The sequence below is a fragment of the Candidatus Fukatsuia symbiotica genome, from assembly GCF_003122425.1.
In the GTDB taxonomy this organism is placed as follows: Bacteria; Pseudomonadota; Gammaproteobacteria; order Enterobacterales; family Enterobacteriaceae; genus Fukatsuia; species Fukatsuia symbiotica.
Genome location: NZ_CP021659.1, coordinates 594,618 through 615,682, shown reverse-complemented (window position 1 = coordinate 615,682; position 21,065 = coordinate 594,618). Strand labels below are relative to the sequence as shown.

General features: G+C 43.3%; 22 protein-coding genes, 1 tRNA gene and 2 pseudogenes. 7 read left to right on the top strand and 18 right to left on the bottom strand.

Annotation, left to right across the window (positions count from 1 at the left end; all coding sequences use genetic code 11):
- Window positions 1-424 precede the first annotated feature (424 nt).
- From CCS41_RS02910 to thiI, 3 genes and pseudogenes are all read left to right on the top strand, one after another.
- Window positions 425-1,180 (top strand): hypothetical protein, encoded by a 756-nt coding sequence (locus tag CCS41_RS02910; RefSeq protein ID WP_072550949.1) that lies wholly within the window; start codon window positions 425-427, stop codon window positions 1,178-1,180.
- Between the two features lie 143 nt (window positions 1,181-1,323).
- Window positions 1,324-1,524, top strand: coding sequence for a hypothetical protein (locus tag CCS41_RS16000; RefSeq protein ID WP_205411478.1), 201 nt, complete (start codon window positions 1,324-1,326; stop codon window positions 1,522-1,524).
- A gap of 349 nt (window positions 1,525-1,873) precedes the next feature.
- Window positions 1,874-3,348: pseudogene (gene thiI / locus CCS41_RS02905) on the top strand (tRNA uracil 4-sulfurtransferase ThiI).
- A gap of 498 nt (window positions 3,349-3,846) precedes the next feature.
- Here thiI and cycA read toward each other — a convergent pair.
- On the bottom strand, window positions 3,847-5,274 hold the full coding sequence (gene cycA, locus CCS41_RS02895) for a D-serine/D-alanine/glycine transporter (protein WP_072550950.1): 1,428 nt from the start codon (window positions 5,272-5,274) through the stop codon (window positions 3,847-3,849).
- Between the two features lie 534 nt (window positions 5,275-5,808).
- On the opposite strand from cycA, the gene CCS41_RS02890 reads away from it, so the two are divergent.
- A tRNA-Lys gene (locus CCS41_RS02890) sits at window positions 5,809-5,884 on the top strand.
- A 101-nt stretch (window positions 5,885-5,985) separates the two neighbouring features.
- On the opposite strand, the pseudogene CCS41_RS16365 reads toward CCS41_RS02890, so the two are convergent.
- From CCS41_RS16365 to CCS41_RS02840, 11 genes and pseudogenes are all read right to left on the bottom strand, one after another.
- Window positions 5,986-6,125: pseudogene (locus tag CCS41_RS16365) on the bottom strand (tyrosine-type recombinase/integrase); the annotation flags it as partial.
- A gap of 131 nt (window positions 6,126-6,256) precedes the next feature.
- Window positions 6,257-7,321, bottom strand: a complete 1,065-nt coding sequence (locus CCS41_RS02880) for a site-specific integrase (RefSeq protein ID WP_072550644.1) — start codon at window positions 7,319-7,321, stop codon at window positions 6,257-6,259.
- Complete coding sequence (locus tag CCS41_RS02875; RefSeq protein ID WP_072550645.1) at window positions 7,296-7,526, bottom strand: excisionase; 231 nt, start codon at window positions 7,524-7,526, stop codon at window positions 7,296-7,298. Before CCS41_RS02875 ends, CCS41_RS02880 begins: the two co-directional genes overlap by 26 nt.
- 286 nt (window positions 7,527-7,812) lie before the next feature.
- Window positions 7,813-8,010 (bottom strand): hypothetical protein, encoded by a 198-nt coding sequence (locus CCS41_RS02870; protein ID WP_119797179.1) that lies wholly within the window; start codon window positions 8,008-8,010, stop codon window positions 7,813-7,815.
- A gap of 257 nt (window positions 8,011-8,267) precedes the next feature.
- Entirely contained in the window at window positions 8,268-8,969 is a 702-nt protein-coding gene (locus CCS41_RS02865; RefSeq protein WP_240313829.1) for a helix-turn-helix transcriptional regulator, read from the bottom strand.
- Window positions 8,970-9,105: 136 nt separating this feature from the next.
- Entirely contained in the window at window positions 9,106-9,372 is a 267-nt protein-coding gene (locus tag CCS41_RS02860) for a transcriptional regulator (protein WP_119797178.1), read from the bottom strand.
- Between the two features lie 175 nt (window positions 9,373-9,547).
- Window positions 9,548-10,204 (bottom strand): phage antirepressor KilAC domain-containing protein, encoded by a 657-nt coding sequence (locus CCS41_RS02855; RefSeq protein WP_240313828.1) that lies wholly within the window; start codon window positions 10,202-10,204, stop codon window positions 9,548-9,550.
- Between the two features lie 561 nt (window positions 10,205-10,765).
- Window positions 10,766-11,701, bottom strand: coding sequence for an Rpn family recombination-promoting nuclease/putative transposase (locus CCS41_RS02850; protein WP_119797177.1), 936 nt, complete (start codon window positions 11,699-11,701; stop codon window positions 10,766-10,768).
- Window positions 11,702-11,920: 219 nt separating this feature from the next.
- Window positions 11,921-12,190 (bottom strand): hypothetical protein, encoded by a 270-nt coding sequence (locus CCS41_RS16360; protein WP_240313811.1) that lies wholly within the window; start codon window positions 12,188-12,190, stop codon window positions 11,921-11,923.
- Between the two features lie 3 nt (window positions 12,191-12,193).
- Complete coding sequence (locus tag CCS41_RS02845) at window positions 12,194-13,348, bottom strand: SIR2 family protein (RefSeq protein ID WP_240313827.1); 1,155 nt, start codon at window positions 13,346-13,348, stop codon at window positions 12,194-12,196.
- A 193-nt stretch (window positions 13,349-13,541) separates the two neighbouring features.
- Window positions 13,542-14,105: a hypothetical protein gene (locus tag CCS41_RS02840; RefSeq protein ID WP_205411476.1), complete on the bottom strand. Its 564-nt coding sequence runs from the start codon at window positions 14,103-14,105 to the stop codon at window positions 13,542-13,544.
- 151 nt (window positions 14,106-14,256) lie between these two features.
- On the opposite strand from CCS41_RS02840, the gene tnpA reads away from it, so the two are divergent.
- Window positions 14,257-14,688: an IS200/IS605 family transposase gene (gene tnpA / locus CCS41_RS02835; RefSeq protein ID WP_119797021.1), complete on the top strand. Its 432-nt coding sequence runs from the start codon at window positions 14,257-14,259 to the stop codon at window positions 14,686-14,688.
- 104 nt (window positions 14,689-14,792) lie between these two features.
- On the opposite strand, the gene CCS41_RS02830 is transcribed toward tnpA, so the two are convergent.
- The 4 genes from CCS41_RS02830 to CCS41_RS02820 form a co-directional block, all read right to left on the bottom strand.
- On the bottom strand, window positions 14,793-15,563 hold the full coding sequence (locus CCS41_RS02830; RefSeq protein WP_162859970.1) for an ATP-binding protein: 771 nt from the start codon (window positions 15,561-15,563) through the stop codon (window positions 14,793-14,795).
- Between the two features lie 78 nt (window positions 15,564-15,641).
- Window positions 15,642-16,262, bottom strand: a complete 621-nt coding sequence (locus tag CCS41_RS02825; protein WP_119797709.1) for a lambda exonuclease family protein — start codon at window positions 16,260-16,262, stop codon at window positions 15,642-15,644.
- A 150-nt stretch (window positions 16,263-16,412) separates the two neighbouring features.
- Window positions 16,413-16,601, bottom strand: a complete 189-nt coding sequence (locus CCS41_RS15995) for a hypothetical protein (RefSeq protein ID WP_205411475.1) — start codon at window positions 16,599-16,601, stop codon at window positions 16,413-16,415.
- Window positions 16,598-17,230, bottom strand: coding sequence for a reverse transcriptase domain-containing protein (locus CCS41_RS02820; protein ID WP_205411474.1), 633 nt, complete (start codon window positions 17,228-17,230; stop codon window positions 16,598-16,600). Before CCS41_RS02820 ends, CCS41_RS15995 begins: the two co-directional genes overlap by 4 nt.
- Window positions 17,231-17,405: 175 nt before the next feature.
- On the opposite strand from CCS41_RS02820, the gene CCS41_RS15990 reads away from it, so the two are divergent.
- Both CCS41_RS15990 and CCS41_RS15985 read left to right on the top strand, forming a co-directional pair.
- A complete protein-coding gene (locus CCS41_RS15990; RefSeq protein ID WP_205411473.1) occupies window positions 17,406-17,765 on the top strand; it encodes a recombinase family protein in 360 nt (119 codons plus the stop codon).
- Complete coding sequence (locus CCS41_RS15985; RefSeq protein WP_205411472.1) at window positions 17,762-18,586, top strand: recombinase family protein; 825 nt, start codon at window positions 17,762-17,764, stop codon at window positions 18,584-18,586. The genes CCS41_RS15990 and CCS41_RS15985 overlap by 4 nt, the downstream gene beginning before the upstream one ends.
- Before the next feature lie 431 nt (window positions 18,587-19,017).
- Here the strand turns inward: CCS41_RS15985 and CCS41_RS16355 are convergent, their stop codons facing one another.
- Window positions 19,018-19,491 (bottom strand): reverse transcriptase domain-containing protein, encoded by a 474-nt coding sequence (locus tag CCS41_RS16355; protein ID WP_240313883.1) that lies wholly within the window; start codon window positions 19,489-19,491, stop codon window positions 19,018-19,020.
- Between the two features lie 820 nt (window positions 19,492-20,311).
- On the bottom strand, window positions 20,312-20,908 hold the full coding sequence (locus CCS41_RS02800; RefSeq protein ID WP_072550880.1) for a single-stranded DNA-binding protein: 597 nt from the start codon (window positions 20,906-20,908) through the stop codon (window positions 20,312-20,314).
- Between the last annotated feature and the right edge of the window lie 157 nt (window positions 20,909-21,065).

The following is a 21,065-nucleotide window of genomic DNA, read 5'->3' as shown; positions in this document are numbered from 1 at the left end:
CTAAGAGCCTATTCGAAATCGACTACTCTCGTAGATACTAGGCTTGTTACCTAATAAAAACGTTTTTAGGCATTTTTAGGGGTGCGTTTTGCATCTACGGTTTTATAGGAAGTCATTATTCATCATTAACTATAGTTCATAAAAAACCAGCATCAAGAAACAACAGCAAAGAGTTAGATGATTCTTCCTTTATCCATTGTTCTACTTATCTGTGTCTATTAGGCAACCAAAATTAAATTGCGCAGCTATATATACCGTTACTAAAACAGGCTACTTATTTTACTATTAGGCAACAAGTCTAGTTTTGCAAAAAGTCTATTGACGTTGAATAAAAATCAGGAGTAACCTACTTATATTGAGCTACGAGCTCATGTGATATAAAGATGAACTTTCCGAGCAATTTTATTAAACAACGGAGTGTTGAATGAAAAGCATGAACGTACCTTTGGCAGAAAAAAATAGTAGCGATTTGTCAACGGTTCGCCTTTTTCGGATCATCACAGATCTACCTGAAAATCACCCTCAAATTGTCACTAGAGATAAATTCCATATCATCGATCCTGTAAAAGATGCTAATAGACAACATGTTAGCAGCAGTCGTATTGAGGTAGGATACGACGTGGATAAACAGTTATTCTTCCGACTTGAGACTAAGCCCGATGCAGATGGGCAAGTGCTCTTCCTGCGCGAACTTAAACACGATGCTAATGGACAACTAACCTATCACACTGTAGTCAGCCATAAATACGATGCTGATAGACAATTCATTGGCAGCAGTTATGTTGAGAGAAAATACGACGCGGATGGACAGTTGCTTTTTCAGCTTGAAGCTGAACTCGATGCTAATGGAGAATTAGTCAATTATGGTGTAACCAAAAGTCAACACGACGCTGGTGGCCGGTTAATCGGCTACACTGAATCCCAATACGGTGATACTAATCACCAATTGCTTAGCCAAAGCGAGCTTGATGCTCATGGTCAACTGATTATCCATTCCAAGTCAGAATGTGATTCCAGTAATAAATTAGTAGAAGCAATACATAACTGGGCAAACATCGGAGAAATTAGCGGTTCCTTCGTAGTAGCGGGCGCCTCTATTTTAATTGGGCTTTCTGCTGCAGTGGCTGACGTCTCTGCTACGATAGCTACCAGATTACTTCACCTGACAATGGCCAGGTAAAACCATGATCTTTCTTAGGTCATCTTGATTAAAATATAGCGTGAGCGATGTGACAGGATCACTTTTATTTATGATCTTAAAATTAGTTTATGTCGCTTCCGCTAAGAGCTGTTGACATTTGATCGTAATCATTTGAAAAAAAGATGAAAAATCGTAACATTACGGTTCTGATACCCAATAAAAAGTGCCATATCCAGAAAACACAACTCAATAATTGGCGATGGAGAAATGGATTGGGGTCTCTATTAATACCGGCATCTGGTAAAAACCAGAAAAAACGGGCGAAAAAGCGCAATTTACATAGAGTCAATCAGCACTTTGAGCATGTTTTTGACGGAGTATAGCTGGGCAATATAATTTTGATTGTCTAATGGATACGTTAAGGAGTCAATCTACGGAATGGCACATCTTTGTGTTCTAATCAAAATTATATCGTCCAGCTATATCAGCGAGTACAAGAGATTTCGAACAGGCTCTAAGATATGGCGCTAAATTTGTTCAGCACCGTCACTGTGAACTGTATGACAAACGACGCCGATACTGTCATACTACGACGCGAATAACAGGTCAAAAGAATAGATAACTCATTGATAGGAATTTAGCCAATACATCTTGACCCCGTACTACAAATTGCGGTTTCGCCAGAGGTCTATTTATTTTTCAATCGCTAACCTACCTGATAAAAAAACCACCATGAAGTTTATCATCAAATTGTTCCCAGAAATCACTATCAAAAGTCAGTCGGTACGCCTGCGCTTCACTAAAATTCTTACCACTAACATTCGCAACCTACTTAAACCCTATGATGATTCATTGGCGGTTGTTCGCCATTGGGATCATATCGAAGTGCGCACAAAAAATAGTGAATTGTCACCGGAAATTTGTGATGCGTTGACACGTATACCCGGTATTCACCATATTCTTGACGTTGAAGAACGGTACTATACAGATATACATCATATTTTTGAGCATACGTTGGAAGCTTATCGCACGATATTGATCGGTAAAACTTTTTGCGTGCGGGTAAAGCGTCGTGGTCAACATGAGTTTACTTCAAGTTATGTGGAATACTATGTTGGAGGTGGCCTTAACCAACATATTGAAAATACTAAGGTCAATCTTACTAACCCGCAAATAAAAGTACAATTGGCGATAGATCAAGACAAATTAACCTTAATCAGAGCACGTTATCAAGGGTTAGGAGGCTTCCCGATTGGTACGCAAGAAGAAGTATTGTCACTGATTTCGGGGGATTTGACTCAGGGGTATCGAGTTATATGTTGATACGTCGTGGCTGTCGGGTGAATTTTTGTTTTTTTAATCTTGGTGGCTCTGTTCATGAAATCGGCGTTAAGCAAGTTGCTCATCATTTATGGCGTCGTTTTAGTCTATCCCATCGAGTACGCTTTATCACGATCGATTTTATTCCGATCGTCGCTGAAATTTTGGAAAAAGTGACCGATGGTCAAATGGGAGTGGTGCTAAAACGCATGATGGTACGTGCGGCATCACAAATAGCCGAGCGCTATGCGGTACAAGCCTTGGTGACGGGTGAAGCTCTCGGGCAAGTCTCCAGTCAGACATTGACGAATCTGCGTTTGATCGATAATGCTTCCGATACGCTGATTTTACGACCGCTGATCTCTTATGATAAAGAGCAAATTATCAAACTGGCACGAGAAATTGGTACTGAAGATTTCGCGAAAACTATGCCAGAATATTGCGGTGTGATTTCGAAAAAGCCAACAGTGAAAGCAGTAAAAGCGCAAATTGAAGCCGAAGAATCTGGTTTTGATTTTTCCATTCTTGATCATGTGGTCAATCAAGCCAAGAAGATCGATATGCGTGAGCTTGACCATGAAATCATACAGCAAAGTAATGAGTTATCGGTGCAAGTTGAAACTGTGACTCAATTGACTGACAACGACGTACTGTTAGACATTCGCGCCGAAGATGAGCAGGAAGAGAAACCCCTGAACTTGGACAGAGTACAGATTTTGCCATTTTATAAATTGAATAGCCAATTTAGTAAACTTGACCAGAGTAAAACTTATTTGTTGTATTGTGACCGCGGTATTATGAGCCGTTTGCAAGCGCTTTATTTACGTGAACAAGGGTTCGCCAATGTTAAAGTTTTCCGAAGGGAAAAAAGTACAGAACACATTTAGCGGTGAGTGTAGCGTTCTGCCTTTGACTTCACTGAGCTAGTACTACAGTCGTAGCTAGGTTGTGCATAATGAAGGGCTGCGAGATTGGTAGTTTTTTAACCTATGGTATTAGATGACGTCGGTGGCTCAGCGATTTTTGACAAATTAACGAACAGGCTGGGGAGTTTATTCTCTCGTTCTGAAACCCGTGAACGGGCAGCAAACGGTAGGGCACGACCCCTTCTTTTCACGAAATCAGAAGCTTATCAGCCAGGCTGCACAGTGAGACAAAAGGTAACACGTTTGCGCAAAAATTACTGGGACATAAATCTTCGGCTATGATGGACAAATACTGTGATAGCAGAAGGCAGGGTTGGGACAAAATGTGAGGCAGTTTTATGTTGTTTGGGTGACCGAAGAGACGTGAAGAGCACGACAATTCGGCACGCATTTTGACCTTATTTCGATCGACTGTGACCTTTCCGTTTTAATCACATGATATTTATAGTAAAAATAACACTACGGATATGGAAGACCTATTCGCTGTGGTTTCACTTTACGTTTTTGTAGCAGCCAATATGCTACTGATAAAATAACGAACCATAATGGTGTGACCATCAACGCTTGACGGGTATGGGTTTCAAAGGTGAGTAATATCAAAATAAAGGCAAAAAAAATCAGACAGACCACTGACATCAAAATACCCGCTGGCATTTTATAGGTGGATCTTCCATGCAATTCTGGACGTTTTTTGCGGTATACCAGATAAGAGCACAAAATGATTGTCCACACAAACATAAACAGAATGGCGGATACTGTAGTCACCAGAGTAAATACAGTGATCACATTGGGGATAAGATAAATTAATACCACGCCGCCTAGCAAACAAATACAAGAGAATGTTAAACCGAATATTGGTACGGAATAACGTGACAACCGACTAAATTGTTTGGGCGCATCTCCTTCCTGTGCGAGGCCAAATAACATACGACTGGTAGAAAATACACCACTATTAGCGGAGGACAGCGCAGAAGTTAACACCACGAAATTGATCGCACTGGCAGCGGTAGGTAGGCCAGCCAAGATAAATAATTCAACGAAAGGGCTTTTATCTGCGGCAACAGAACTCCAAGGAATGACAGACATAATCATGATCAATGAAAAAATATAAAACATAATAATACGAACAGGAATAGCGTTGATGGCGCGGGGTAATATCACTTTAGGATCTTTCGTCTCTGCTGCGGTGGTTCCAACCAGTTCAATACCGACAAAAGAAAAAATGGCTATTTGAAAGCCAGCGAAAAACCCCATCAAACCTTGGGGAAACATACCACCATCGTTCCATAGATGACCAAACGAAGCGACAGAGCCGGAAGGGGACGGATAACTCATCAATACCATAATGATACCAATGACAATTAATACCACGATAGCCACAATTTTGATCATCGCAAACCAAAATTCCATCTCACCAAACATCTTTACTGTTGCCCAATTCAGTGACAACAACAGTAAAACGACCAATAGAGACGAGAGCCAGTGTGAAAATTCGGGTAACCAAAATTGTGCATAGGCAGTAACAGCGACGACATCAGCTATCCCGGTAATGATCCAACAGAACCAATAAGTCCAACCGGTAAAAAATCCAGCCCAAGACCCCAATAAATCAGCAGCAAAATCGCTAAACGACTTATATTGTAGATTAGACAATAATAACTCACCCATAGCGCGCATCACAAAAAATAACATAAATCCGATGATCATATACACGAAAATAATCGATGGACCTGCAAGACTGATGCTTTTACCTGCTCCCATAAACAATCCGGTACCGATAGCACCACCAATAGCAATCAATTGAATATGGCGGTTGGAAAGATCGCGTTGCAGATATTTTCCTTCTTTTTGTCTAGAGCTTTTATCAATTTCAGTTTGTTCTGTCATGTCTCAGATTCTCTCTTATTATTTTATTTTGTTTGTATTTTGAGCCGAAAACTTATTTTTGTAACCCCTTATAAACCTATATGTTGTTGTTATGTCTATTAGCTACTAGCTACACGAGCATCATTTTCAAAGGTAGATTTTTCAAGTACTGACAGAGAAAAATCGCTTAGTGAACCAAATTTCATAGAATGTATGTTTAATTTTCTGATAGTTTTTAAACGAACAGCAGTAAACTAGCGATTAATGAAAAAAATAAGATTTTTTACGACCTATTGCCAGTGGCGTTAATTTCATAGTGTGTCTTTTAATTCATTTCAAAGTAATTTTCCAGTGGTTTTAATGGTGATGGATATAATCGCATCACGATATTCTGGAATTACATCACGTTTTTAATAGAGCAACAATATGAGATAAATTACATTGAGATTACGGCGCTTCAGGCGCCTTGAATCTGCATAACGCACTACGGTTTTGCAAGAAGTCTAATGAAGTATTTGACAGTAGCACCGAAGAAAGGAATAATCCCCGCCGCGTGGGTCGTTAGCTCAGCTGGTAGAGCAGTTGACTCTTAATCAATTGGTCGCAGGTTCGAACCCTGCACGACCCACCAGTTTTATCAATGAATTACAGTGTTTTGGACGATTCTGGAATATTCTCGCGTGCTGGATTAGTCTTGTTGACATGTAGCATCCCGTCGATTTTTTTAGCATGTTACGTTAAATGACTCTGTGCTAAATGGGTATACCTGCTTGTTGTTTCAATACTTTCCCATCCCCCATTTCTTGTCATGCAGAGATAGGAATCCCGGACTGAACTAGCCAACTTGCCCACGTGTGACTTAACTCCTCATAGTGCGAGTATTTTATTTATCATATAAATCAATAAATTAAAAACAAAAAGTCACAATCGATCGAAATTAGGTCAAAATACATAGATGCGGCTCGCATCCTAACACCTTACTTGGTAGCCCAAAAGGTAATAATTAGTATCGAATTTCGTCCCACTCACTTCCTCGGCTATCACGGTATTTATCCGTCATGGCAGAAGATTTGTGTCCCAGTAATTTTTGTGCAAAATCGTTACCTCTGGCTTCACTGTGCAGCCGCGCGGATAAACTTCTAATCTCGTGAAATGAAGGCGGTGTGCCCTGCCATTTCAAGCCTGATTTCTCTCTTGAATCGGCAAAACCTGTCGATAGCGATCTCTGACTGAAGCGGGTTTTATTCCTTCCCGCAAAGACATAATTTTCACCCCTTATTTGTTGCCGACAATCCGCGAGAACACCTTCAAGGTTCTTGTCAATCACCTCCAGATTCAAGGTTAAAGGTATCGCCAATTTCATCCCTGTCTTCTGTTGCTCTACCCACCATTTCCCATCATGAACATCTTGCCATTTCATCCGTTGGATATCCCCCACCCGCTGACCTGTCAGTAAGGCCAAATCCATGCTTAAACCTATCAACGGCTGCCGTTTGTTTGCCGCTTCTCTTATCACAAGAAACTCTTCCAGTGATAAACGTTCTCGCTGTATCTGTACGCGAGGCTTCTTCGTCGCTGTAGCCGGATTGGTTGCCAAATGCCCTTCTGCAATGGCTTCATTAAACATATCGATCAACAAGCTGCGAATTAATTTTGCACTGGCGGTTTTGCCTTGTTCGCTGTAACTCTTTAAAAATTTAGCAATGTCTTTGGTGGTAAGGGTGTTCAATGTACTATCAGGAAAAGCCTGGGTGATGGCCGTTAATCTTGATTGGTAGTCTGTGAGTGTTTTAGAACGAAGGCCACGTTGATGCAATTTTTCTTTAAATCTGGCTATCCATTCTGTCACCGACAGCGTATTCACCTCGTTAATTCTGTCTACCAAATTGTAGCGTTGGTCAAAAATCTGCATATTCATGGCAATCGCTTCGTTGATTGCGATACGTTTCACGCTCCCTAGGCCGTATTCCTTACCTGTGCGGGGGTCTCGGTAGCAATAGTAGCCGTTATTGCGGACATACAGATTGGGGGGCAGGTCTCGGTTAGCCGGCTTTCTTTTGCGTGCCATGATACAGTCTCTCCATTAAGCGCTTTCCGGCGTAACTGGCGGGGGTTGTGGGGTCGATCTTCACGGCATTAGCGTTAACAAGGTATTCTCTGCCATCGAGCCGTGGTGGCGGTTGGATGGCACCAGAGCGGACCCATCGACGTACTTGTTCCATGCAACGTGGGCGAGGCTGATTTTGATTCCATTGCTTGAGGCTGATTTCCATCGCAGTGCTTTCCTTATCAACGTTAAAAACGTCATGACCTCGTCCGTGTTTTAGACAGAAGAATCATAGAGGGTCATGTGAATAACTTTATTTCAAGAATAAAAAATAATGAGAGGAATAATCAATATCAATAAATAATAGCGTCTTTCATTGTTATGAGGGGGTAGTATTAAAATAGGGTCTTCTCTTTATAGGTCGAATAATGAGGCAATCATATAAAATTTATCCAATAAAAATAGCCTTGATGAAGAAGGCTATTTTATTTATTCTGTAATAAAATCCATTTTCAATTTTTCAATGTGGCAATAATCGTGTCTTTGGCTATTTCACCATAATGGTCGATAAGGTATTGAGCAAAATGAGCTGCAGTTATACTGTATCCACAATGAGCGCTGACAGACGCGGCAAAGGTTTCAAGTGCTTGGTGGAGTATCGCGCCAATATAAATCATCTCTGACGGTTCTTTCATCACGTCTTGTAACATAACGCTTCCTTTTTTTAGAGATAATATGTAAGTACTCCACTTGTATTGATAAGACGAAGCCCTTCGCTAAACGCATTATTTTTCGAAGAAGCAATAAAATGGTTTTATGGCAATCGATGTGTAGGCTTTTTTCTCTTTTTAAACCAACTTCTTAATCGAGTAAACCAATTTTTTTTCATTTCGCTTAGCTTCCAAGACCTTATCTTTTAACGCTCGTTTTCTCGCTCTGCTCTGTCTGTTGCTCATAAGAAAACCTCCTACTCAATAAACTGTATCCCGGGGCGTATAAACGCGTGGGGAACAGTGCGGTCAAAGCCGGTTTGATGACAAAAATGTTTAAAGTCCAGCAATGAATGCACTTTCGCTTTTTGGTATAGAATACGAATTCTATTTTCTATTGTGCGATGAGAACGTGCCAATTTCTTACCTATTTCCTTGGCACTCATCGTGCGTAATAAATAAAAAATTATCCTCAATTCAGATTGTGTGAAGAGAGTCGAGGGAGGTTCAAATAATAGCGTGGCCGTCAGCTTGCCCACGTAGTGAGGCAGTGAAATAATAGCCAATTTTCTGCCATAAAAAACGGTGCCGATGCATTTATTTCTTTTATTATGCAACGGAAAGGTTTCGTATAAATAAGGTTGCAGTTTCTGCTCACGACCAAAGAAATGCGTTTTAATGAGGGTAATTTTCTGTCCGCTTTTTATAACCTCTCTTTCCAGTTTTTGAATTATTAAAGCAAATTCTGCAATACACGTAGGAAGTTCATCATCACGTCGTCCTATTACATAAAATCCGTGTGGCACATTTAAAAAATCAAGAAAAGCACGATTCGTATAAATAAAGCGTGAGTCACAGTCTTTTATTCCCCAAACATCTTGACTGTTTTCCATCATAGCTGTCAGAGGTAATGAGCGTGATACCTTTGCTATTTTTTTCATCATCTGTCCTAACTCCATTCAGTCCCTTCATTGTGAATGACGCCCATTTAGGAGAGGGTAAATTACTTAGTCAGTGCGAAAGTCTAATTAGAAAAATAAAATGGGATAGTCTCCACAAGAGAGACTATCTTTTCTATTTTTATCATGCTAAACGCTATCGCTTTCTACATCCCTTCAAAGCAAAAAGCGCAAGGCGGACATGAAATACGGTAAACAGACCATGCAGAGAATACAGTTCAAATTTGAGTTTTGCACTTGCCAACGTCTGTTTCACTGCGGGATAGGATACCGAGCGTAATAAAGCGATGTCTTTTTGTGATACGCCTAACGCGAAAAGCATCGCCGTTTCAAATTGAACAGTCGTTAACTCAGGAAACACTTCCCGTAATTCAGGAAATTGGGTAATATCGAGGTGAGCCATTGTAGCCTCCGTGAGAGGTTATGGTGGTTAGCTGACAGGGGTGGCTGAATTCCATCTCTGTTAGCGCTAGGGTTAGTATGTATATGGGAAGGCGATTGGGGTCGCCGTTACTATCTTGCAATTTATTGTGAATGTTATGTTTTCATGGTGTATGACTCCGTTGGTTTATGATTTATTACGCAATGTTGAGTTCTTTGGCGTGGGTGAATTGCCCGTCCCAATGGGTTTTCATCGGCGGCTTATTTTTGCGGTAGAGGTCAAATAATCGGATTGCCCCTTTGCGCAATAAAACCAGTTGGTACTTGATAAAGTCATCACCGCTATGAATGCTGATTTTATGTTGATGTTCCGTTAGATATCGGTCACGTGCATAAGAGGTTGCACGCCAGCGGATATGGGATTTACTTTCGTTATAAAGCCAATTTCTGTCCGCTAAACAGTGATTAATCTGTTGTGTGTTAATACCGTTGAGCATTTTGCAAAACTGAGTCGTCGTTATTCCTTCCTTAAACAGGTTTTTCAACTCCTGTAATTCCGCTTCCTGTTCTTTGTTTACTAAAGCCAACTTGGTTTTTTCACGAAACTGCTCTGCCCATGCCATAGCCGCAACAGGGGGGTCTTCGAAATTAGGTAATATGCAGACAGGCCGCGTTGCTTTCTCTTCCAGCTCTCGCCAGCGCGTGGCAACTCTATGGCGAAGTGGAATACTGTAACCCATGACCAGTGTCATGGTTAAATCCTGGTCAAGCAAATACTCTTGATAGGTGCGACCACTGGTGTCTTTATAATCAGCCGAAAACTCGGCCGATTGAATGTTGATCGATGTGAACATTTTGCGACAATCATCGAGAACATGTTTATGTTATTTACCCGTTAGTTGAGCAATTTCACGGCTAGACATTTTTACCTGTTGATAGATAGTGATGACATTTGACATGGAGAATTCCTTGCAAGTGAATTGCGATTAATGACCTCCGGTACGTTACCGGAGCAGAAGATTAATTAAGCTTTGATGTTTCGGCAGCGGGAGGTTGGGCTTTGCTTCTATTAACAAAATTAACGAATACCATCCCATCTTTGAAACAGTCACAAAGACGGCAGGCTAAAGGTGAATTTATAGCAGGAGCCATGTAACATGATTTACTTGACCAGTAAATATTATTTAATATCAATATATTAGTGTAAATTTTTACAATCAACTTATACGGCCCCTGTTATAGTTTTATTGAAGGCGTATAGTTGTTCACTATCTGACCATTACACGCTATGGGCGTAAAAAAACCGCACTACTTGCGTATGCGGTATTGGTTAGGCGTGTTCAACATCTACAATGAACATTCCCTGTGGCTGGAGCATTGTTCAGCCTGTTCAAGTAACGGGCACTACAACACAGTTAATGTAGCGAGGTGCCAAGATCCTGGTCAGAAAGACCAGTATATTTTTTAATCGTATCTCTATCTGCTCCGTCATCACGAAGTTTTTTAGCAAATTCTAGGGCAGCTTGTTTTTTCCCCTGTTGCATGCCCTGTTGCATGCCCTGTTGCATGCCCTGTTGCATGCCTTCCTCACGGCCCTCTCTTCTCAAGTCTTGTGCAATCGTCATGATGTCCTCACTGTAAGTCGGTGCGTGCTCCACAATCGTTTTGAAAAATTGCGGTGTATCCGCTGTTTTTCCTCTCTGAGCAATATAATACATTAATGTCTTAACCAGTTCACTCTCTGTATAACCCGTATTCAGTAAATGTGCAATAGACTGACTTATCACTATGATATCACGCGCATAAATGTGCTTTTGTACTAATTCAAGAAGAGCAACACTGCGGTGAGTCAAGATTTCTTCATCGGGTATCGTGGTCACATCCACCAAAGGAAAAGGCTGAGAATAGACTCTTTGTGCTAAGTCTCTGTCAGCAAAACAATCCAGCCAATCCATACTGTAGGGATAAGGGCTTGTTTCTCCATGATAAAAGAGGATCGGTATTACCACCGGCAACTCGTCATGGCCTTGGTCAAGATGCTGTTGCATGATGGGAATACTGTAGCGGAACAAGCGGAAAGCCATTAATTTTTTTGGCGTGCTTTGATGTTCGATGAGACAATGAATGTAGCAACGCTTACCCTCCTTCGTTTTGAGTGAATAAACAATGTCAGAATAATGTTGTCTCAAATTCGGCTCAATGAATGAACCCGGTTCGATCTTCAACGTAGAAAAATCGCATTGCTCCTTGATTTCAGGCGGTAAGTGGAACTGTAGGAAATCACGGGCAACGTTAACATTGCTCATGCACTTCCTAAATGTTGCATCATGTGGGTTCGGTACCTGAGGCACGGCGCAATCTCCCTGTGATTATTCTCTACAATGTGGCGTCGATATTATCGACAGGCAACTCTACGCGTATTTCATCCGGTAGACGATCACTTTTTTCAGTGGCGTTATCTTCATGCCACTTTTCCATAGGGTTTTAATGCTCAACGGGCGCTTTGGATTTGACTTGATATCTTATAATCATAAAGACACAGTAATCTACGGTAAGGCGTCTCATTTTTTTTAGGATAATAAATGTTCTCTCACTTCGTTGAGTGGGATCTGGTCACGATATACGCTATAAATGATACAATTTTCTTTTCTAGCGTCAGAGATAGCGTTATCACATAAAATGGCGCGTAGGGAGGTAGGGCTATTTTTACAGATTTGCTCTATACGTTGAAAATGTTCATTGACTTTTTTAAGTTGTTGTGCTTTTAAACAGTCAACATTATCCAGAAAAGAACAAATAGCGCTAAATGCAAAAACAGAAAAAAACGGGTTAGATTGCATTTTTTATTTATTCAATGACTCTACCATTTTACCCTTCGCCTCATCAATGATACTGAAATAATTTTGCCTCATCTCAGATTTCGTTTGAAATTCATAGGAGAGGGTTTTTTCTGAACCAACAGCAATAACCCTCTCCTCATTTTTTAGATCGTCGATGTTTTCCGTTATTTTTACCTTAATTTCTCCGCCGCTTATTATTGTGTTCCACACTTTTTGTACTTTCCTGATATCCCTTGCTGAGACAGGAAGAACAAGACGAGACAGGGCGTCATAAATTGCTTTATAGTTATCCGTTTTGATTTTATTGATCCGTATCGTTGCCATACCTTCTATTTCTATGTCATGTTCAGTGATGTCTATCGAGTCGGTCCCTTTCTGATATTCAATCAATAAAAAATTATCACGAATTCTCTTCGCTAATTCAGTGTTCACATTCACATAGGAAAACACCGTTTTAAGTAAGTATTTAATATTTTGGTCGCTTATGCTATAACCTATAAATACTATGGGATTATGGATAAATAAAGGAAGCAGGTGAGACCTGATTAATTCGTATTTATTATTAAAATGGGCATAGTCTTCATGCGTTATGATGATATTGCAAGGGTCTTGGGCACACCCGTGAATTTTGTAAACTGACCCGTAGGGATTACTGAGTAATATGTCATTTCCTATTAATGGGGTAAAATTAAAAAACTTCTCTATCAATCCATCGTAGTGGGTTGTTATAACAGAACCCATATTTTTCCTTGCTTTAATCAGGTCACTGATTTCTTCCTGCCGCTCTTCTCTTATCTTCAATTGAGAGAATAGGGATGAAATGTATATTTTAAATCGACTTAATTTAATATTTTTTTTCATGTTTTCATAAAAAACAGTATTAATCTCTTTAAATTTACCGTCTCTCTCTTTAGATAAACGTTGATTAAATTCTTTTTCTAATTTTGTCGCCAGGCGATCAAAGTGACAAACACCAGATAGCATACAGGACGCTTTGAGATCATAATAGAATTCAGCATTGTCGGTTAACTCCAAGGAAATCTTTGATAATAGCCCATCCCAGCTATAGGCATTTTTAAGGTAACGTAAGCTAAAGCCGGTACCTATAAACAGAACGGGGTGGTTTTTATAATGACTGATAAATTCTTGAATATTCATGTCGATTTTTAGCGTTGACAGAGGGAATATTTATTAGCGAAATTTTCGCTAAACACCTATTTGGGTTGTCGTTTAATGACCTTTCAGACAATGGTTACCTCTTGCGTAAGGTTTTAAGGTGCCTTGGCGTCATATTAGGTGTTTACCCAGCGGGAGCCGCCTCATTTTGTAACTAGCAACTTGTACCTCAGTATTATTCACTTTTTTCATCATCACCCCGCAGGTGTGCAACTTTATCTTCAGTAGAGGTTAACGGTGTGTAACGACTGTATTTACCCATAGCGAAGGCGGAATGTTCTCCTGCCACACGGTAACGTTGAAAATCTAACGGGACACCGTGCGCTTCCGCCAGCATTCTTATGTATCCCCGCAGCATATTTTCTCTGAAACGATACCAGGAGGGACGTTTACCTAAGCCTGGGATGATGATTTGACCGTGACTTTCCCTACGCAAGGCTAAAAATTTTCGATTAAAGTTCTCTTCTGTAACCCTGTCTGTCGGAATATTTTGGCACACAGTGTGATAGGACTCGATAATATGCGCTTTATGTCTAATGAGATCTGCCGTATCTGCGATAGCCCAAAGAATATGTTTACATGACTCTTCTCTCCCTTCGGTTGCCCAAGCATAGTCGTGACGTAATGTTTCAGCCACAGACTTAATCGCATCATTCAAACCGGCAATAAAAAGCGGAAAATCGATGACCTTATGTTTTTTCTTTGATAAGTGGGCTACTGTTAATATTTTTTCACACATCAAATGAATATAGCTCGGGAAGCCATCACTCAAGCCGGCCAATTTAAATAAAATTAGGTAATCCCCGGCTTTGCCGGGGGACTCCGTAAGGTTTGACCGTGTGGTGCGGTCACCCGAATCTTCTATCTCGACCAAGAGATAGGAAATTCAAATGAAAGATTACCAGAGTCTTAGCCATACGAAATGGGATTGTAAGTATCACATTGTTTTTATCCCGAAAGGCCGTAAAAAAACAATATTTGGTGAAATTAGAAAGCATCTCGGTGAGATGTTTCACGAGTTAGCAAGTCAGAAGGAATGCAAAATTATTGAAGGACATTTGATGATTGATCATATCCATATTTGCATAAGTATTCCGCCGAAATATTCAGTGTCATATGTAATGGGTTATCTAAAAGGAAAAAGTGCAATCTCAATCGTACGACGGTTTATGGGTAAAGTCCGGAATTATAGTGGTGAGAATTTTTGGGCTAGAGGTTACTTTGTATCTACAGTGGGTTTGAACGAAGAGCTGATACGAGCTTACATTCGATACCAAGAAAAACAAGACAATCATTATGAACAATTGAAGCTTAGGATGTAATGACCGCCTTCAGGTGGTTCAAGGTTTGTTGGTTTCTTCTAGGGGCTAATAATTAAAGCCCCCGGCTTTGCCGGGGATATTTACTCTCACCGTTTCATCAACGGTTACATTAAACTCTGAAAAGGCGTTATCAATGATAGCAAATCGGCCGTTCCAGGATAAATTCTCAAGTTTAATTTGGTGTAGTTGACGCTCACTCGATTTATGTCCCCGATTAATGACATTAACGACTCGCCTATTCCCGTGAAGATAAGCTTTACTTCAGAAGCGCGGTCTCCGAGTTGTTTAACAAGAGCACCAAATTGGGCGCGTTCTTCTTGAGATCCAATTTGATCAAATTCATCAATAACAATGAAAGGGCGCTTTGAGTGTTTTTTTTCTAACGTTCGTAATGCATGTACCGCAGAGGAGACAGTGCTTATATCAGTATGTTGTGATGAATTCTTATGCGTTCTCGCTATGTTAGCCCCGTAGCCTCCCAGTTGAACCCCAATATTCCACCTGTGCTCATGTCCTGATTGTTTATCTTTTGGTAAGGCGTTTAACATAATATCACTTATCACTGACTGTAATGTTGATGTCGTTTCACACCCCACTAATATACATTCTTTTCCTTCCTGTAACTTTCCGGCCACGGTTTGAGCCAAAGAACTTTTGCCCCCCCGGTCACCATAAATAAACGCATGACGTCCGGTTGCGTATAAAGCGTGTTCCAGATCATCGATTTGTCTTTCTCGACCAAAAAGCAGCTTAAGGGTGGCAACGGGTCCTGTGGGGCGCAGCACTTTATTTAACTTAGTAAAAAATATTTCAGACTTTATTCCATCGTGGATCATATCATCTCCTTTTTCAATGCAATGAAAGACATTTATCAAAACGTAAACGATAAACAGTCTTCTCTATCAAGACTATCATAATAGAAAAGAAATGTTTTTCCGGTAGGAAATTTATCCTTATGCTACTCTGGCATACGTTTTAATCTGTTCGATTTCATCTTCAAGTTCCTGCAGAAATTTGCGCACTTCGGTTTCAATTTCCTTGCCCAGCGCTTCATCAAAGTGAATGCGCTTTTTGAAGTAGGCTAATGTGTCAGGCAGTCGATTATCATAACTGACAAAGTCACACCATCGACGCCCCGTACACAGCATTTGCGCGTGCATTTGCAGGAGGTATTTTTTTTCGAGTACACCTGTTCTTATCGTTTTCAGATGCGTCCAGGTTCTGGGGCATTTAATCTCGATCAGGCCATCCTCATTAACCAGTCCGTCGGGACTGGCGGCAAACCCCTCAATAGTGGGGTGGTCGACGAGACCGACCTCCGTGACTTCTACTGCAAATTCACGCAAGATGTAAGCCTCACGGGCGACGGGTTCCAGTGCCGTCCCGTGCTTCATATCGAGCGTGACAAAGGTGTCTCCCCGTTTCCCCGTCAGACGCTGGCAAATCAGCTCGGCCCTGTATTTTTTTCGCGTTGCGGCATCGCCGGTTTTGACTTTTGCCATCACCTCTGCCAATTTGCTGGCCGTCACTTTGCCGCTTCTTGCAGCAAACCAGGCTTCTGTTCGTTGTTCCATTTTTACCTCGATAAATTGTCTTGTCATCAAAACGGAGAACCCCTCGTAGAGTAGGTCTCTGGTTTGACATCATCTCCCCAGCGACCTCTCGTCAAACCGTGCTTGCAGTTTTCCCGCACACGGCTTTCCGACTGTCTTCTTTCCACAGCGTTACGACGGCACAGGTCGGGCATACCGACTCCCTTCATCTCCGGTTACGGACAGGCTGTACAGCTTAAACAGCCCGTGGTAATCGTAGAACCAGGACGGCGGGTGGTCCCTCCACCCCTTACCCCGTTTCTTGTGCTTCTTCCGCAACATGATGCAGAGTGTCCATATCGTGTAATTCGCTATGCTCAAGAAATGCTTCCTTGAATTACCTGTCTTGAAGTAATTCCCCATCCGCGAAGAATCGGGTTTACCTTTTCTTTCACCAATGTGGGCCAATCCCAGTGCTGCCCTTTTCGGACAACATCACGGATTTTCTGCTTAACAGACTTCATAGCCTTGGGAGTCGGATAGTAAAAGGTCTTCAACTCGCCCGTCACTTTCGATGGTTGAACTGCGAACCTGTGACCTAGAAAGTCAAACGGCTCTTTCATGGCATTAACTATCCGCGTTTTCTTGGCATTAAGCGTCAACCCAAGTCGGTCTAAGACTTTCTTGGCCTGATCCAGATAAAACTCCGGGCGCTTGCTGCACAAAATCACAAAATCGTCGGCATATCGCACGATATGAGCATCATGCGGACGTTTACCGAACGCCTTTTTCTCCCACGTCGAATCAAGCCAGTGCAGGTAGAGATTAGCGAGCAAGGGAGAAATTACTCCGCAAACAATAGTGCAAACTTTCGCGTAAGCTGGGGCCTGCGTTTTCACCGGCGCTGCCTCAAGTCTGGTCATCCGGATGGGAGCATCACTGAGTTTTCCCTCGTTATTGAGACTGATAACGGCACACGGAGTGACCCTCAGCAATGAAACCGAAGCCATTTTCACAACACGTACGTATCACTTTCGAGCCCAGCCGGTTTTCTGACGACCAGCTGACGGATGTTTATGAACAGCTGACTCCCGTTAACCACCACGTGCTTACCCCTCACGACCAGGCCCAGGCCAAACCTCACCGGGCTCCTGCCCGCTCAACCGCTAGACGGAGCAAAATGTTATGAACAAGGCACTGGTCGCACTCTACGCCCGCGTTTCTTCCGGGCAACAGGTAAAAAATGGCACCATCGGCAGTCAGCTTGCAGCAATCAAGGACCGCATCCGTGAGGACGGCCACGTGTTGCCTGACGCCATGCTCTTTATCGATGATGGTGTCAGCGGTGCTACACTTATCCGCCCGCAACTAGAGCGCCTGAGGGACTACGCGGCGGCAGGCGATATTGAATGCCTGTACATCCTGTCGCCCGACAGGCTAGACCGTAAATACGCCTATCAGGCTCTGCTGATGGAAGAGTTCAGCGCCTGCGGCGTGGAGGTTATCTTTATCTGTCACACCCCGGCGACACGCCGGAAGACATGATGCTTCTGCAGATGCAGGGGATGTTTGCTGAATATGAGCGGGCAAAGATTATGGAGCGCAACCGGCGTGGTAAGCTTCACGGTGCACGCTGTGGTAATGTCGGTGTCCTTTCCGGTGCACCTTACGGTTATCGGTATATCCGCAGGCAGCCGGACGGGACACCCGCACAGTATATTGTCAACCTTCATGAAGCCTCCGTGGTCAGGAAGATATTTAGTTGGGCTGGCATAGAGCGCCTGAGTCTAGGCGGTGTGGTCAGACGTCTGGCTGAGAAAGGCATAGAAAGCGCCACCGGCAAACCCGGCTGGGACCGCAGTACGGTATGGGGCATGTTAAAGAACCCCGCTTACAAAGGACTTGCTGTGTTCGGAAAAACGAAAAACTGCGCCCCCCGTCCCCGGGTGAGAGCAGCGCGCAACAGTGCAGATATCCTCAAGAACGGTTATTCAGTAATACGAAGTAAGCCGGATGACGGCATCGGGATCCCTGTGCCTGCCATCATCAACAGCGCTCTTTTCTTGACGGTCAACGAACAGCTGGAAGAAAACCGCCGACATGCACGACAGGGGCGCCGGGGAGCCGCTTATCTCTTACAGGGGCTGACTGTGTGCGGCCACTGTCGCTATGCGTATTATGGCAAAAAAGTCAGTAAATCTGCGGCAAAAGGGGGGCGCAGTATTCTTATTACCACTGTACTGGGACGGATGCTTACCGCTTTGGGGGCATTCGGGTGTGTGACAATAAACAGGTCAGGACATCCATGCTGGATGAAACGGTCTGGGCACAGGTCATTGCGCTGCTGTCTGAGCCGGAACGGCTGAAAAAAGAATATGAGCAGCGTCTAACGCAGGCGTCAGAGCACAGTGGACAGACCGCAGATGCTGAGCGTCTGAAAAAGCAAGAAAATCAGCTAAACGTGGGGCGGTCCCGATTGATTGATAGTTTTGCCGAAGGGCTGATTGGCAAAACAGACTTTGAACCACGGATCAGAGTGATGACGCTCAGGCTGGCGGAACTTGCGCGCCAGAGAGTGAAGGTGAAACAGGCCACAGAGAACCAGCATGAGTTGCTGCTACTGGTTAACCGGGTGGAGGATTTTGCTGCTGCGGTCACGGAACGCCTGAGTACGGACGATTTTCTGATGAAGCGAGAAATTCTGCGTGCGCTGGTGAAACGGATAGAAATTTATCGTGATGAAATTGTGGTGGTTTTTCGGGTGAATCCCGGGAATGATACCAGCCTGGAAGCAGGATCAGACAAAACATATGGCAGAAGTTTGCCAGATTGTTTGCGGAGTAATCACTCCCCCTTGCGGCGTACCGGTCGTCTCCTTCCGGATTTTCATCTCTTCCATCGCTCCAGCTTTAAGCCACATCTCGATCAGCTTTACAACCGAGCGATCAATGACTCTGGTTCGAACGGACAGCAGTAATTTATCGTGCGGAATTGTGTCAAAGTACGACTTCAAATCCGCATCTACCACCCAGTGGCACTTGAAATTCAGCCACTTGTAGATTTCCCGCAATGCTTGTTGTGCATTCTTCCGAGGCCGGAAGCCATACGAGCAATCCTTGAAGGTAGCCTCAAAAAGAGGTTCGATAACAATTTTCACCGCTGCCTGAACAACACGATCTGCGATAACGGGAATGCCTAGAGGTCTTTGCGTTCCGTCAGCCTTGGGGATGTACACCCGTTTGACCGGCAGAGGCGTGTACCTCTTTTCCATGAGTTTTGTTTGGATTTCAGCCAAGAATGACCCAACTCCAACTTCCTTTTCAATGACTTCAAAAGTCTGCTGGTCGATGCCTGGGGCACCTTTGTTGGCTCGGACTTGCTTGTAGGCCATCCATAACACATCGATCTGACACACCTTGTCATACAGCATGCCGAATTTCCGTGTTGGATTCGTCTTGGCTGCTAGGTATAACTTTCGTTGCAGTACTCGCACTCTTTCTAGCGACGTGTTTTCAGCTTTCGCAATCACGTAATGCCTCCTACAAAAAATAGCATGACAGAAGCAGAGGCCCTTCTCTCCGACGAGGTTATGTTGTCCTCATCATCAACAGTACTATGGCCTCCTCCGACTCCTCTATCCCGCGTCTATTCGAACTTCGGCGGTTACCTTATATCTTCAATTACGCGGTGGGTTAAACCACGACGGGTAGAGGTCTCGTTCGTTCCGCTCAGTTCTATGCGCACATCCCATCCTCAATACCCCGAGTTCCCGTTCTAGCTTCAAGTGGTTAGTTAATCCACTAGAACTCGATGACCTTCGCCCCCATTCCAAAGGCTCGGCGGAACCACCCTACACCACACTCTCCCAGCATTGCCGTGTGGCTGACATTTACGAGGCTTGTTCAGGTTCACTTTCGTTACGGGCTGTGTGCTTGCGCGCGCCCACGGACTGGGTCAGGGGCAACGTTTATCCGGCGTTGCTTCCATGTTTCAGTCGCCTTCCACATGTACGCCATAGCTACGCAATCAAACTAACCAATTATTGCAGCAGGACTCGCACCTGCAAGAAACTGAGCAGCTTAGCGAACCGCTCAAAACGGGATATCATCGTCAAAAGCTTCTGCAGGCTCGCTGCTATTGTTGGGCCGAACAGCCGGTCTTGATTGATCATGGCGTGGCGCAGGAGGGGCGTTAAAGGGTTTGCTGCTCGATGGCTGCTGAGGCGGATAACCTGGCGCACCATCATGCACCGCACCACCCTGTAGTGGCATACCTGGTGGCATCATCGTGTTCGCCCCGTCTTGCAAGTTGCTAGCAGGTGTACCACCCGTTTGACGTCCACCACCACCTAGCATTTGCATTACGCCATTAATGCCAACGATAATTTCGGTAGTGTAACGATCTTGACCGGTTTGGTCTTGCCATTTGCGCGTTTGTAAAGCCCCTTCGATGTAGACTTGAGCACCTTTACGCAGATATTCACCTGCCACCTCTGCCAGTTTGTTAAACAACACGACACGATGCCATTCCGTTTTATCTTTCTGTTCACCGGTTTGTTTATCACGCCAGCTTTCTGACGTCGCTAAGGTGAGGTTGACCACGGCACTTCCGTTCGGCATGTAACGAACCTCGGGATCTTGCCCTAAATGTCCAACCAAAATTACTTTGTTTATGCCTCTACTGGCCATGTTGATTCTCCCGCTGCAGTATATTTTTTAGTATAAACGACTGAGTTTAACATGCGATAGGCAGAACGACATAGCGGTTGATAACCGCAAAACGGCCCGCAATTTTCTTGCAATAGCCTGAATAAGTTGCACACTGATCTGGATGTCTATTCAATTT